Source organism: Comamonas sp. 14P8.1.4, assembly GCF_057799285.1.
Window position 1 is genome coordinate 633826 of record NZ_JBYOKN010000001.1, and the last position, 13820, is coordinate 647645.

A 13820-nucleotide genomic window follows, 5' to 3' on the forward strand; every position below is an offset into this window, starting at 1 on the left:
GAAATCAGAAATTGAAGCCCAAGCGCAGATGCAAACGTATCTTCTTGGTTTCGAGGCCGTAGGCCAGATCCGCTTGCAGTGGGCCGACAGGGCTGCGCCAGCGAATGCCCGTACCTACGCCGACAAATATTTTGTACACATCCAGGGAGTCGGTGACCGTGCCTGCATCGACAAAGAGGGCGTGTTCCCAATCATTGCGGTTTCCCGCAATGGTGATGGGGCGCTGCCATTCCAGGCTGCCGGAGGCCATGTAGCGGCCACCAATGAGCTTGTCGTTATCGGTACGAGCCCCCAGGCTTTGGTAGCTGTAGCCACGCACCGTGGTGTCACCGCCAGAGAGAAACAGCTGCGTGATGGGCACGACGGCATCGTCGCGCGCGATGACGGCACCGCCATTGGCGCGCAGGGCCAGGCGGCTGCGCCGGCCGGTTTCTCCTTCGGCGCGTTCAAACGGCAGGAAGTACAACCAGCGTGCTGCCAGGCGGGTGAAGGGCTCGCGCGCGGGGGTCAAGGTAGTACCTGCACCCGCTTCCCAGCCTAGGCCGTAGCCGCGTGTCGGGTTGGTCGGGCTGTTGAAGTAGCGGCCCGTCCAGCTGTAATTGACTGTCAGGGATGAGCTGGAAGGGGGGGCACCTTCACCCTGCGCTTTGGCAATGTCGTACTGCAGAAAGTAGCTGCGGTCGATCTTGTCTTCGTTTTTGCTGCGGCCTCCCAGGACGGTCAGGCTGTTGGCGGTGTAGTCGGCCAGTTCTTCGCGCGCGGCTTTGCCGCCGAAGAAGTAGTTCCAGCCGCTGTAGTCCGGCAGCGAGGTGACGCGCGTGGAGATCAGCGGGTTCTTCTTGTCGAGCTGCAACTTGCTTTGTGCGCGCCAGTCCAGGTAGGGTACGCGGTTGTGCGTGTGGTCAATGGAAAAGCGTGCACCCGTGTCGGTGCTGATGCCCAGGCCATAGACCCATTTCTGCAATTTAGCCTCGCGCACCTCGGCGATTACCGGGGCGTGTACCTCGGTCTCGCCGGGTTGGGCCACATCGGTGGCCAGGGTCAGGAAGACGGAGTCGTAGTACCCGCTGTTGGCCAGGCGTTGCTGCGCATCCAGCAAGGTGGTCTGGCGGTATTCATCCCCCACGGGCAGGCGGGCTAGGCGAATCAAGCCGGCAGGGTTGTAGCGTTCAGCCCCTTCGATGACCAGGGGGCCGAAGTAATAGGCCGGGCCAGGTTCGTACGTGGCCTTGACCTGGGCTTGCTGCGTGTCGGTGTCGATATCGGCGCGGCTATCCACCAGGCTGGCTGTGGGGTAGCGGCGGTTTTGCAGGCGGCGCACGCCATCGTTCTTGGCACTGCTCCAGTCCGATTGCGTGAATTGCGCATCCACAGGCAGGCCCCAGTTGCGGCGAATGCTCTCGCGCATGTTCAGGCCCTTGGGGTCATCGGCGTTCACACCACTGAAATCGACCTCGGCGCTGGCAATCTTGGTGGGCTCCCCCGGGTCGACCTGCACCAGGACCTTGCGCGGGGTGTCTGTGTTCTCGGGGGTTTCGATCAGTTGCAGCTCGATGGTGGGCGAGAAGTAGCCCATGGTGCCCAGCAGGCTGCGGATATTGCCGTCGGCCGCGCTCAGCAGGCGGCTGAGTTCGTTGCGGCGCAGATCGCTGAGCTGGCGGTAGCGCTGCAGCTCCATGTGCTGCTCCAGCAGCTGGCGCACATCTTTGGGGGCCTCGACTTCCAGCGTGAAGCTGGGCGGGCCATTGCTGGCATCGGCATGGGGATCTTTGGACAGCACGCTGCAACCGCTGAGCAGCAGGGCACTGGCCAACAAAGACGCCGACTGCAAGGCCGGCGTCTTTGTGAGGAGGGGCTTAAGCATGGATTTATTTTGACAGCAGCCTCATGGTTTCTTCCAAACCTTTTAGAGTGAGGGGGTACATCCGCCCGCCCATCAGCTGGCGAATGATGTCAATACTTTGGCGGTATTCCCACACGCCTTGCGGTTCGGGGTTGATCCACGCATGGTGTGGAAAGGCATTGGTCAGTCTTTGCAGCCATTCTGCGCCCGGCTCGTCGTTGTTGTATTCCACGCTGCCGCCAGATTGCAATATTTCGTAAGGGCTCATGGTGGCATCGCCGACAAAGATCAATTTGTAATCTTTGTTGTACTTGCGAATGATGTCCCAGGTGTCGAACTTTTCAGCAAAGCGGCGGCGGTTTTTCTTCCACATGAAGTCATAGACGCAGTTGTGGAAGTAATAAAACTCCAGGTGTTTGAACTCGCTTTTGACGGCCGAAAACAGCTCTTCCACGCGCTGGATGTGGTCGTCCATGGTGCCGCCCACGTCCATCAGCAGCAGCACTTTCACGTTGTTGTGCCGCTCGGGCACCATCTTGATGTCCAGCCAGCCGGCATTGGCGGCCGTGCTGCGGATGGTGTCGGGCAAGTCCAGCTCCAAGTTGCTGCCTTGGCGCGCAAATTTGCGCAGGCGGCGCAGGGCGACCTTGATGTTGCGCGTGCCCAGTTCCTGGGTGTCGTCATAGTCGCGGTAGGCGCGCTGCTCCCACACTTTGACGGCGCTGCGGTTTTTGCCCGGGCCGCCAATGCGCACGCCCTGCGGGTTGTAGCCGCCGTGGCCAAAGGGGCTGGTGCCGCCGGTGCCAATCCATTTGTTGCCGCCTTCGTGGCGCTCTTTTTGCTCTTCGAGGCGCTTTTTGAGCGTCTCCATGAGCGTGTCCCAGTCCATTTTCTCGATGGCGGCTTTTTGCTCGGGCGTCAGTTCCTTGTCCAGCAGCTTGCGCAGCCATTCTTCGGGCAGCTCTTTCTTGAAGTCGGCCACCATCTCCACGCCCTTGAAGTAGGCAGCAAAGGCACGGTCAAACTTGTCGTAATGCTTTTCGTCCTTGACGACGATGGTGCGGGCCAGGAAGTAAAAGTCGTCCAGGCTCCAGCCGTCTTCGCTGCGTGGGCCCACCACGCCAGCTTCCAGCGCCTCCAGCAGCATAAGGTATTCCTTGACCGATACCGGCAATTTGGCAGCGCGCAAGGTGTAGAAGAAATCGATCAGCATGGAAGATACATCTAAAAAAGAAGCTGCTTGCGCTTATGCAATAAGGGTTTGAAGGTGTTTTATGCCAGATATCAAGTACTGGCAGGCGCTGGCTGCTTCAATTTTTCAAGCAGGCGCTGTTGTGCGGCAGGCCATTCACTGGCCAGCATGCTGTACATGACGGTGTCACGCACCGTGCCATCCCAGCGCTGGGTGTGGTGGCGAATGATGCCGTCCTTGTGCGCGCCTAAGCGTTCAATGGCTTGCTGGCTGCGGGTGTTGAGAATGTCGGTGCGCCAGCCAATCACGTCGCAACCCAGGGTGCCAAACGCATGCTGCATGAGCAGCAACTTGGCGGCGGTGTTGACATGGCTGCGCTGCGCGCTGGCGGCGTACCAGGTGTAGCCAATCTCCAGCCGGCGCGCGCCGGGCACGATGTCGTGGTAGCTGGTGGTGCCCAGCACCTGCTGTGTTTGCGCATCCAGCACCACAAACGGGCAGCGCGTGCCTTGGGTCTGCATGTCCAGCGCTTTGTGGATATAGGCCTCGGTTTCATCGTGCGCAGGCACCCAGGTCACGTGCAGATTCCATTGCTCGCCATCGGCGGCGGCTGCCTGCAGCCCGGCCGTGTGGGCCAGACTCAGCGGTGCCAGATGGATGCCCCAGCCCTGCAAATGGGTGGGAGGGGCAAAGCATGGTGCAGGGGTTTGAGCAGACATAGCCACAGAGATTAATCGGCCTCAGGCGTTGACAGCTTGTTTTTTGCCTGCTGGCGGCCTCGCCAAATACGAGCGATGTGCAGCCCGGCGCCGCCGCCCAGGCCCACCATCAGGATGCCGATCATGCTGGAGCCGCTGTAGCCATCGGCAAAGATGTCGATGCCCACGGCCTGTGCCAGGCCGTAGCCCGCCAGGGCCCCCAGCATGAAGCACACGGCATCGGACACCCCTTCGAGCAGCATTTTTTGGGCAGAAGCCATGGTTGATCTCCCTGATTCTTGGTGGTGAAACCTGCAAAGCTAGGGCAAATGCAGGCTTTGCGCATTGGGGCAAGCCTGCAAAACCGCTGTCAGCACGGTGTCAGAGCCGCCATCTTGGCGTCATCAGCGGTTGCGCTGGTTCATGAAGACCAGTTTTTCAAACAGGCTCATGTCTTGCTCGTTTTTCAGCAGCGCGCCCACCAGCGGTGGTACCGAGACTTTCTGGTCCGCCGATTGCAGCGCCTCCAGCGGAATGTCTTCGGCCACCAGCAACTTCAGCCAGTCGATCAGTTCGCTGGTCGAGGGCTTCTTTTTCAGACCGGGCAGATTGCGCACGTCATAGAACGTTTTGAGCGCAGCCGTGAGCAAATCGCCCTTGAGTGTGGGGAAGTGCACGTCCACGATCTGGCGCATGGTGTCTGCGTCCGGGAACTTGATGTAGTGGAAAAAGCAGCGGCGCAAAAAGGCGTCGGGCAGCTCTTTTTCGTTGTTGGAGGTGATGAACACCAGCGGGCGGTGCTTGGCGCGAATCATTTCGCGCGTTTCGTAGCAGTAAAACTCCATGCGATCGATTTCGCGCAACAAGTCGTTGGGGAACTCGATGTCGGCTTTGTCGATTTCGTCAATCAGCAGGGCCACGGGCTGGTCGGCGGTAAAGGCCTGCCACAGCACGCCCTTGACGATGTAGTTGCGAATGTCTTGCGTGCGCTCGTCACCGAGCTGGCTGTCGCGCAGGCGCGAGACGGCATCGTATTCGTACAGACCTTGCTGCGCCTTGGTGGTGGACTTGATGTGCCACTGCAGCAGCGGCATGTCCAGTGCGGCGGCCACTTCTTCGGCCAGCATGGTTTTGCCGGTGCCGGGCTCGCCCTTGACCAGCAGCGGGCGCTGCAGTTGGATGGCGGCATTGACGGCCAGCATCAGATCCTGGGTGGCTACGTAATTGTCGGAACCTTGGAATTTCATGGGCGTGATATCAGCGTAAACATTGATGTGGGTGCTTGACGACTGCTCTGATAATGAATTTTCAAAAGCAGATCCCAGCTGAACTTTGCAAAGGATTTTGTGCACAAAATGATCAAAACATGGACCGCGGTGTTTGCAATGTTTGTCGCTTGTGCGACGTCGACCGCCTCAGCGCAAACGCTGCAGGGCGATATCAAAGCAGGTGAAGGCAAGGTGGCCATGTGTATCGGCTGCCATGGCATTCCAGGCTATCAAGCCAGTTTTCCTGAAGTGCACAAGGTGCCGATGATCTCTGGGCAGTCTGCCGCATATATTGCCGCAGCGCTAGATGGCTACCGAAAGGGCGGCCGTCGCCATCCCACCATGCGGGCGGTGGCAGAGCCATTGACGGACCAGGATATTGCAGATGTATCCGCTTACTATGCGGCGCACGAAGTCAAGTCCCAGGCGGCGCAGCCCCACGATCCACCGGCCCAGGTGGCTGCATTGATTGAAAAAGGGGCGTGTTTCAGTTGCCATGGCCAGAACTTTGCCAAACCCATCGATGCCAGTTACCCGAAAGTGGCGGGCCAGCATGCGGACTATGTGTATGTGGCCCTCAAGGCCTACCACACAGTGGGTAATCCCATTGTGGGGCGCGACAGCGGCATCATGGCTCCGGTGATTGCGCAGTTCAGCATGCAGGAGCTGAAATTGCTGGCCAATTACATCGGCAGCCTGCATGGAGAGCTGGCGACTGTGCCGCAGTCACCGTTTCGTTGAAGGGTGAGTAATTGCTTTTAAAAAAAAGGCCCGCAACTGCGGGCCTTTTTGTGTCGATGGGCTGCTGGGCTGGTGCTCAGTCGCGGGTGGCGCGGCGCTGCACCGCAGCCACGTACTGGTTGCCATCAGGTGGGTAGCCGTTGCGCTGGCTGTCTGCCAGCATCTGACCCAGGCATTCCATGACCTCATGGTGGACCTTGTGCAGGTCACCCCGGCGTTTGGCCAGCAATTCGACCGCCTGGCGAATGCCGCGCGGCTGGTCAATGCTGCACTGTTCACTGATGGACAGGTGCATGGACAGGTGCAAAAAAGGGTTGGTGCGCTCGGGTTCCAGGTCGTAATTGCGCTTGACGGCAGCCTCCACGTCGTCCAGCTCGGCAAAGTACTCGGGGTGTTCATCAATCCACAGGCTGGCCAGTGTCTCAATCGCCTCCATGGGAGCGTTTATTTTCATTTTGCTGCGCACGCTGCAGAAAAAACGGCGCACGTCAGCTTGGGTCGGGTTGAAAAGCATGATGCCTGCCAGCGTAGCATGCCCGCCGCCTTCCGGTCGCCAAGGTGGCAATCGCCATGCCATGGGGCCAGCGTAAGATCACGCGCTTCGGGCGTTTGGCCTTGGGATGGTGGCAAATGGATTTTTCGACTTGGGTTGCATTTTTTTCGGCGTGTGTGTTCATTGCCATCTCTCCGGGCTCAGGGGCGGTGCTGTCCATGAGCCATGGTCTGGCTTACGGTGTGCGCCAAACCTCGGCCACGATTGGTGGCTTGCAGCTGGGTTTGTTGCTCATTCTTTTGATAGCAGGTGGCGGTGTGGGAGCGGTGCTGATTGCCTCGGACATTGCCTTCACCCTCGTCAAGGTGCTGGGGGCCGGCTATTTGATGTATCTGGGCTGGAGCCAATGGCGCAGCGTGGGTAATGGGGTGGATGTGGGGGATTTGCAGGCAGCCCCCATGCCTTGGAAGCAGCGCACCTTGGCAGGCTTTCTGACCAATGCCACCAACCCCAAGGGCATCATCTTCATGGTGGCCGTCTTGCCCCAATTTCTGTCAACGCAGCGTCCGTTGTGGCAGCAATTGCTGATCATGTCTGTGACTTGCCTGGCGGTGGATACCGTGGTCATGCACGGTTACGCGGCCAGTGCCAGTGCCTTGCGCCGTTGGATGCGCAGCCCGGAAGCGATGCGCTGGCAGAACCGCATTTTTGGCGGCGTGCTGATGCTGGTGGGGCTGGGGCTGTTTTTTGTGCAGCGTACCGGCCAGCAAGGGTAATCCTTGGGAGTGTCTGGTGGTGTGCTGAAAGCATAGCTGCTAGCGCTTTAAGCATAAGGGCTAGAGGCTGATTTTATTGTGAAATACCTAGGGCCAACCCCTGTCGCTGTTTCGACAGGTGCAGGCCTTGGGGCTTTCTACATTGAAGGCATGAAAACCTTCCACGCCTATGCCGAACTGCGCGACTGCGCAGGCCAAGAATTTGCCGTGACGGACTGGGTCACGATCACCCAGGAGCAGGTCAACCTGTTCGCAGACGCCACAGGAGATCACCAGTGGATCCACATTGATCCGGAAAAAGCCGCACAGGGCCCGTTTGGTGCACCGATTGCCCACGGGTTTTTGTCGCTGTCGCTGCTGCCCCTGTTTTTCAGCCAAGCGGTGCACATCGAAGGCGCCACCATGGGGGTGAACTATGGCTTGAACAAGGTGCGCTTTCCGGCCCCTGTGCTTGTCGGGAGCCGGGTGCGCGCCCGGGTGGGGGTGCAATCGGTAGAGCCTGTGGGCCCCGATAGCGTGCAAATCACCTGGGCGGTGACGGTCGAGCGCGAAGGGGGCGACAAGCCCGTGTGTGTGGCGGAATCCCTGTCGCGCAGCTATGGCGCTGCCATGGGTACATGGGCGGCCGCGTAAGCGGCGCAATACACAGGCTGGCGCTTAGTGCGCGGGGCCGATCGGCGTCATGAACCCATTTTGGCGCCAGGCTTCAAACACCGTGACTGCCACGGCGTTGGACAGGTTCAGGCTGCGCTGGCCTTCCAGCATGGGCAGGCGCAGGCGCTGGCTGGTGGGGAATGATTCACGCAATTCGGGAGCCAGACCACGTGTTTCACACCCGAAGACAAACCAGTCACCCGGCTGAAACTGCAACGCGTGTGCAGGCTGGCTGCCGTGCGTGGTCATGGCAAACATGCGGCTACGGTCGGGCTGCATGATGTCCAGAAAAGCTTGCCAGTTGGCGTGGCGGCGCGTGCTGGTGTATTCGTGGTAGTCCAAGCCCGCGCGGCGCATCAGGCGGTCTTCCATCGAAAAGCCCAGCGGCTCGATCAGGTGCAGCTGGCAGCCGGTGTTGGCAGCCAGGCGAATGATGTTGCCTGTATTCGGTGGAATTTCAGGCTCTACAAGAACGATATGGAACATGGCGGCGTATTGTCCGCTTTTGGGCTTGTCCTTGTCGTGACTTACGGCGTTCGTGCCATGCACAGCACGTGCACCTGCGCAGCCCCCGCTTGCAGCAGGCAGCGGCTGGCTGCGGTGAAGGTGGCGCCAGTGGTCATGACATCATCGACCAGTAGGACGTTCTTGCCTGCAATGTGGTGGCGCTGTGTGGGAGGTACGGCAAATGCGTGGCGCAGATTGCGCAGCCGCTGGGCACGGGTCAGCGCACTTTGGGCGGGGGTGTCATGCAGGCGTTGCAATGTAAGAAGTTGGCGCTTGCTTTGGTTAAGGTTTTGTACCAGCTGCGCTGCGGGGTTGTAGCCCCGCTCGCGCATGCGTTCTTTGGACAGCGGGATGGGAATGAGTACATCCGCCCTATGCACGGCGTGCTGTACCTGCGGCGCTTGCTGCATCCAGCGGGCGAAATGCTGGGCCAGTGCGGGTTGCTGCTCAAACTTCCAGCGGGTGATCAAGGCGTTCCAGGGGTAGGCGTAATCCACCCAGGCTTGTGCCTGCTGCCACACGGGGGTGCGTTGCAGGCAGGTGCCGCAACGGGGCCGCTCGGCGTTCAGGCCGGGCAGTGCCAAGGCGCAACCTGTGCAGCGCCAGGGTTGCTGTCCAAAGCGCTGTTGGCAGTGCAGGCACAGCACATCGGTACTGGGCCATGCATGGCAGGCCAGGCACTGGCTGGGCAGTGTCAGTGACCATTTCGCAGAATGGGATAGCCATGTCGGCCAGCGCAGGGGCATGAAATCAATATACTGCCGCAGCACCTGCCTCTGCCATGCCGTGTGGCGGAGGGGTGGCTGAGTGATTTTTCATGTCTGAGAACCTTCCCCCCACCATCGATCCTGTGGCTGCCGCGCGTTGGCAGCAGTCTGCGCCTGCGCAGTCGCCTTGGTTGCATGAGGAGGTGGGGCGACGCATGCAAGAGCGCCTGCAATGGATTTGCCGCAGCCCCAAGACCTGGTGCGACTGGCAGCCTGTGCGTGGCGGGCTGCAAACCCATGGTTTGATCGCCCAGCGTTACCCTCAGGCGCAAGCCTATGTGGTGGAAACAGCAGCCCATCTGCAGGCTGTGGCCAAGGCGCAGTGGGACAAGCCATGGTGGAGTCCTGCACGTTGGACGGGGCCCTCCACCACCGTGGAAATGCCTGCGGCGGGCAGCGTGGAGATGCTCTGGGCCAATATGCTGCTGCACAACCAGGCGCAGCCCATGCAGATGCTCAAAGCCTGGCATGAGGTGCTGGCAGTGGATGGCTTTGTCATGTTCTCGTGCCTGGGTCCTGACACGGCCAAGGAAATGCGTGCGCTGTATGCGCAGCAGGGCTGGTCGGCGGCAGGTCACAGCTACACCGATATGCACGATTGGGGTGACATGCTGGTGCAGGCGGGTTTTGCCGAGCCCGTGATGGATATGGAAGCCATCACGCTGACCTTTGTCACGCCTGAGCGCTTGCTGCAGGAGCTGCGCGAGCTGGGCTGTAATTTGCATCCACAGCGTTTCGCGGGATTGCGTGGCAAGGCATGGCTGGCGCAGCTGAAGGCTGCCATGAACGATGCCCTGCGTGTGGATGGCAGCGAAGGCCAGCTGGCCATCACTTTCGAGCTGGTCTACGGCCATGCTTTCAAGCCCACGCCACGTGTCGCTGTAGAGAGTGAAAGTGCCGTGTCTTTAGAGCAGATGCGCAGCATGCTCAAGAAAGGCCGGGAGCAGGGTTTGCGATAGGCGAAAACCTGCTTTTGCAGCTTTGATTTAGAACAAAGCGCACTACAATTTTTTCAAACTACTGATAGCAAGCACTCACGGGTTCAAGAGCCTGTGCGGTGCAAAGCCAAAGGTCAATCAGGCCTTCAGAGGGAGACAAAATTGGTGTGCCGCTATGCCTTGCAGGCAGGCTGGACCGCAAAGCTTGCGTCAGCCTGCAGTGTGTTGCTTTCTTTGTGCCTTGCATGGCTGCGTGCATGCGGGCTACGTTCCCATCGGTTGAATTCTGCCCGGCGTCCTACAAGGGGTTGTCGCAGTTTGGCCATTTCCTGCTTGAAATCCCTGTACGCATTGGTGTGCCGTTCTTGCAAACTGCAAGTGTGGCGGTCTGGTGCTGCGTGCCAGGTTCCCTGATTTCCCCATTTTCTTGGCAAGACTCCGCACGGCACTGCACAGGCAGGCGTGCCATGGAATCCCGGAGGCTCAGACGCAAGTGAGAACTATGAAAAGCAGTATTTCCCCACTGGTTTCTTGGTGTACGGCAGCGGCAGCATGGATGGCGTGCACGGCACACGCGGTGCAGAACTTGCCAGGTGGTCCCGCCGTCAAGCAATTGAACTTGCACCCGCCAGTTACGCGGATTGCGCAGGAGCAGCATTTTCTGCACTGGATGATGCTGTCGATTTGCGTGGTGATCTTTGTGGCTGTGTTTGCGGTGATGTTCTATTCCATCTGGAAGCATCGCAAATCCCAGGGTGCGAAGGCCGCCAACTTCCATGAGTCCGCCACAGTGGAAGTGGTGTGGACGGTGATTCCTTTCATCATCGTGATTCTGATGGCCTTGCCCGCGACGAAAGTGCTGGTGGCGCAAAAAGACACCACCAATGCGGAATTGACCATCAAGGTCACGGGCTACCAATGGAAATGGGGCTACGACTATTTGAAGGGCCCGGGCGAGGGGCTGAGTTTTCTGTCGACGATCGATAGCAGCCACCGGGTGATGTCCAACAGTGGTGATGTGAGCAATGCGCCCAATGATTACCTGCTGCGAGTGGACAACCCGCTGGTTGTGCCGGTGGGCAAAAAGGTGCGCATCATCACCACGGCCAATGACGTGATTCACAGCTTCATGGTGCCGGCGTTCGGTATCAAGCAAGACGCTATTCCTGGCTTTGTGCGCGACACCTGGTTTAAGGCGGAAAAGCCTGGTGACTACTATGGCCAGTGTGCGGAGCTGTGTGGCAAAGAGCATGCGTACATGCCTATCCACGTGAGGGTGCTTGACAGTGCCCCCTATGCGGCATGGGTGGATGAGCAGCTGAAGCTGGCTGCCGCGAAAAAAGACGACCCCATCAAGGAATGGAAGCTCGATGAGCTGGTTGCACGTGGTGCCAAGGTGTATGCGGCCAACTGTGCCGCGTGTCACCAGGCCACAGGCAAGGGGGCAGGGGCCATCAAGCCCCTGGATGGTAGTGCGCTGGTACGAGGCTCTTTGGCAGACCCCATGCATGTGGTGCTTGAAGGCCGCGCGAATGGTGCCATGCCGTCGTGGAAGCAGCTCAGCGACGTCGAACTGGCTGCTGTGCTGACCTATGTGAAGAACCACTGGAGCAATCAAACCGGGCAGCTGATTCAGCCTGCGCAGTTCACCCTGGCGCGCAAAGGCCAATTCCCCGAAGGCGGTGCCGCACCAGCGCCTGCTCCGGAAGCTGCAGCACCTACGTCGGCAGCCCCAGAAAAATCTGCGGAGCCGGCTGTGGCCACCCAGGTGCAGATGCCTGTGCGGGTTTTCTTCGCCACGGGGCAAAGTGCTTTGGATGACAAGGCGCAGGCTGCCATCCTGCAAGCAGCCCAATCGTTGAAAGAGCACACCGATGTGAAGATCGCCTTGTCGGGCTATGTGGATGCGACGGGCAGTGCACAGGTGAATGCGGAACTGGCCAAGCAGCGTGCCCAGGCCGTGGCGAAAGCCTTGACGGATGCAGGTGTAGCTGCCGAGCGTATCGAGCTGCGTAAACCTCAAACCATTACGGACAGCACAGGTGCCGATGAACAGGCGCGCCGTGTCGATATCGTGGCTGCGCAGTGAGCGCATCGAATAGAAAGAGCAAGGGAGACCCGCACATGAGCGCCATTTACCCACCTTCTCACGACGCGCACGGCACGGATGCCCACGACGATCACCACGATGATCATCACCACGCTACGCCCAAAGGATGGCGTCGCTGGCTCTATGCCACCAACCACAAAGACATTGGCACGCTGTATCTGCTGTTCAGCTTCACCATGCTCATGGTGGGCGGCATTCTGGCGCTGTTGATTCGCGCTGAGCTGTTTCAGCCAGGCTTGCAGCTGGTCAACCCCGAGCTGTTCAATCAGCTCACCACCATGCACGGTCTGATCATGGTGTTTGGCGCCATCATGCCGGCCTTTGTGGGCTTTGCGAACTGGATGCTGCCGCTGCAAATTGGCGCGTCGGATATGGCTTTTGCACGCATGAACAACTTCAGCTTCTGGCTGATGGTGCCTGCGGGCATCATGCTGGTGACTTCGTTTTTCATGCCCGGTGGCGCCCCGGCGGCAGGCTGGACGCTGTATGCACCGCTGACGCTGCAAATGGGCCCGTCCATGGACACCAGCATCTTTGCGATGCACATCATGGGTGCCAGCTCCATCATGGGGTCGATCAACATCATCGTCACCATCTTGAACATGCGCGCGCCCGGCATGACGCTGATGAAGATGCCCATGTTCGCCTGGACGTGGCTGATTACGGCATACCTGCTGATCGCCGTGATGCCTGTGCTGGCCGGTGCCATCACCATGACGCTGACGGATCGCCACTTTGGCACCAGCTTCTTCAACCCTGCGGGGGGCGGTGACCCGGTGATGTACCAGCACATCTTCTGGTTTTTTGGGCACCCTGAGGTGTACATCATGATCTTGCCGGCTTTCGGCATCATCAGCCAGATCGTGCCGGCCTTCAGCCGCAAGAAGCTGTTTGGCTATGCCTCCATGGTGTATGCGACCAGCTCCATTGCCATCCTGAGTTTCATTGTCTGGGCGCACCACATGTTCACCACCGGCATGCCGGTGACAGGGCAGCTGTTCTTCATGTATTCCACCATGCTGATCTCGGTGCCGACGGCCGTGAAGATCTTCAACTGGGTGGCCACCATGTGGCGTGGTTCCATGACGTTTGAGACACCGATGCTGTTCTCGGTCGGCTTTATCTTCGTGTTCACCATGGGGGGCTTTACCGGACTGATTTTGTCCATGGCCCCGATCGATATTCAGCTGCAGGACACTTATTACGTGGTGGCGCACTTTCACTATGTGCTGGTAGCGGGCTCGCTGTTTTCCATGTTTGCGGCCTACTATTACTGGGCGCCCAAGTGGACTGGGGTGATGTATTCCGAAACCCGCGGTCGTATTCACTTCTGGGGGTCGTTGATTTTCTTCAACGTCACCTTCTTCCCCATGCACTTCCTGGGTCTGGCGGGCATGCCACGCCGCTATGCCGACTACCCCATGCAATTTGCCGATTTCAACGCGGTGGCTTCTGTGGGAGCCCTGGGTTTTGGCTTGATGCAGGTGTATTTTTTCCTGGCAGTGGTGATTCCCGCCATGCGTGGCCGCGGTGCCAAAGCCCCGCAAAAACCGTGGGAAGCCGCTGAGGGCTTGGAGTGGGAGGTGCCATCGCCTGCGCCATTCCACACGTTTGAAACCCCTCCCAAACTGGACAGCACGGCCACCCGTGTGATTGGATAACACCATGATTCATCCCAAACACAGCAACTCCATGCCAGGCCGCACCGAGGCATGGCAGCTGCAGCGTCAGCGCAATGTGCGTATGGCCCTGGTGCTTGCTTCGATTGCCGTGACGTTTTTCGTCGGTTTCGTGGCCAAGATGGCGCTGCTGGGCGGTTAAGGCACAGGCACC

General features: G+C 59.4%; 15 protein-coding genes. 7 read left to right on the forward strand and 8 right to left on the reverse strand.

What is annotated here, in order from left to right:
- Positions 1-4: 4 nt before the first annotated feature.
- From AC27VO_RS02900 to AC27VO_RS02920, 5 genes are all read right to left on the reverse strand, one after another.
- On the reverse strand, positions 5-1864 hold the full coding sequence (locus tag AC27VO_RS02900) for an autotransporter assembly complex protein TamA (RefSeq protein ID WP_488665198.1): 1860 nt from the start codon (positions 1862-1864) through the stop codon (positions 5-7).
- Positions 1865-1868: 4 nt separating this feature from the next.
- A complete protein-coding gene (locus AC27VO_RS02905) occupies positions 1869-3056 on the reverse strand; it encodes a vWA domain-containing protein (protein WP_488665199.1) in 1188 nt (395 codons plus the stop codon).
- A 71-nt stretch (positions 3057-3127) separates the two neighbouring features.
- Positions 3128-3754: a GNAT family N-acetyltransferase gene (locus tag AC27VO_RS02910; RefSeq protein WP_488665200.1), complete on the reverse strand. Its 627-nt coding sequence runs from the start codon at positions 3752-3754 to the stop codon at positions 3128-3130.
- A gap of 11 nt (positions 3755-3765) precedes the next feature.
- Positions 3766-4014 (reverse strand): hypothetical protein, encoded by a 249-nt coding sequence (locus AC27VO_RS02915; RefSeq protein WP_488665201.1) that lies wholly within the window; start codon positions 4012-4014, stop codon positions 3766-3768.
- 123 nt (positions 4015-4137) lie between these two features.
- Positions 4138-4980: an AAA family ATPase gene (locus AC27VO_RS02920; protein ID WP_488665202.1), complete on the reverse strand. Its 843-nt coding sequence runs from the start codon at positions 4978-4980 to the stop codon at positions 4138-4140.
- Between the two features lie 108 nt (positions 4981-5088).
- On the opposite strand from AC27VO_RS02920, the gene AC27VO_RS02925 reads away from it, so the two are divergent.
- Positions 5089-5742 carry a c-type cytochrome gene (locus tag AC27VO_RS02925; RefSeq protein ID WP_488665203.1) on the forward strand — a complete coding sequence of 218 codons (654 nt, stop codon included), beginning with the start codon at positions 5089-5091 and terminating at the stop codon, positions 5740-5742.
- A 76-nt stretch (positions 5743-5818) separates the two neighbouring features.
- Here AC27VO_RS02925 and AC27VO_RS02930 read toward each other — a convergent pair whose 3' ends face one another.
- On the reverse strand, positions 5819-6256 hold the full coding sequence (locus AC27VO_RS02930; RefSeq protein ID WP_488665523.1) for a DUF1841 family protein: 438 nt from the start codon (positions 6254-6256) through the stop codon (positions 5819-5821).
- Between the two features lie 116 nt (positions 6257-6372).
- On the opposite strand from AC27VO_RS02930, the gene AC27VO_RS02935 reads away from it, so the two are divergent.
- Positions 6373-7011 (forward strand): LysE family translocator, encoded by a 639-nt coding sequence (locus tag AC27VO_RS02935; protein WP_488665204.1) that lies wholly within the window; start codon positions 6373-6375, stop codon positions 7009-7011.
- Positions 7012-7161: 150 nt separating this feature from the next.
- Positions 7162-7644, forward strand: a complete 483-nt coding sequence (locus AC27VO_RS02940; RefSeq protein WP_488665205.1) for a MaoC family dehydratase — start codon at positions 7162-7164, stop codon at positions 7642-7644.
- 24 nt (positions 7645-7668) lie between these two features.
- Here the strand turns inward: AC27VO_RS02940 and trmL are convergent, their stop codons facing one another.
- Together trmL and AC27VO_RS02950 are read right to left on the reverse strand one after the other, a co-directional pair.
- Positions 7669-8151 carry a tRNA (uridine(34)/cytosine(34)/5-carboxymethylaminomethyluridine(34)-2'-O)-methyltransferase TrmL gene (gene trmL, locus AC27VO_RS02945; RefSeq protein WP_488665206.1) on the reverse strand — a complete coding sequence of 161 codons (483 nt, stop codon included), beginning with the start codon at positions 8149-8151 and terminating at the stop codon, positions 7669-7671.
- A 41-nt stretch (positions 8152-8192) separates the two neighbouring features.
- A complete protein-coding gene (locus AC27VO_RS02950) occupies positions 8193-8918 on the reverse strand; it encodes a ComF family protein (RefSeq protein ID WP_488665207.1) in 726 nt (241 codons plus the stop codon).
- Positions 8919-8989: 71 nt separating this feature from the next.
- Here AC27VO_RS02950 and AC27VO_RS02955 point away from each other — a divergent pair, with 71 nt between their 5' ends.
- The 4 genes from AC27VO_RS02955 to AC27VO_RS02970 all read left to right on the forward strand — a co-directional run bounded on the left by AC27VO_RS02955 (position 8990) and on the right by AC27VO_RS02970 (position 13808).
- The gene (locus AC27VO_RS02955) at positions 8990-9898 is read left to right on the forward strand and encodes a class I SAM-dependent methyltransferase (RefSeq protein WP_488665208.1); all 909 of its coding nucleotides are present in this window, start codon (positions 8990-8992) and stop codon (positions 9896-9898) included.
- A 481-nt stretch (positions 9899-10379) separates the two neighbouring features.
- On the forward strand, positions 10380-11966 hold the full coding sequence (gene coxB / locus AC27VO_RS02960) for a cytochrome c oxidase subunit II (protein ID WP_488665209.1): 1587 nt from the start codon (positions 10380-10382) through the stop codon (positions 11964-11966).
- 35 nt (positions 11967-12001) lie between these two features.
- The gene (gene ctaD, locus AC27VO_RS02965; protein WP_488665210.1) at positions 12002-13648 is read left to right on the forward strand and encodes a cytochrome c oxidase subunit I; all 1647 of its coding nucleotides are present in this window, start codon (positions 12002-12004) and stop codon (positions 13646-13648) included.
- A 31-nt stretch (positions 13649-13679) separates the two neighbouring features.
- On the forward strand, positions 13680-13808 hold the full coding sequence (locus tag AC27VO_RS02970; RefSeq protein WP_488665524.1) for a cytochrome oxidase small assembly protein: 129 nt from the start codon (positions 13680-13682) through the stop codon (positions 13806-13808).
- Positions 13809-13820 lie beyond the last annotated feature (12 nt).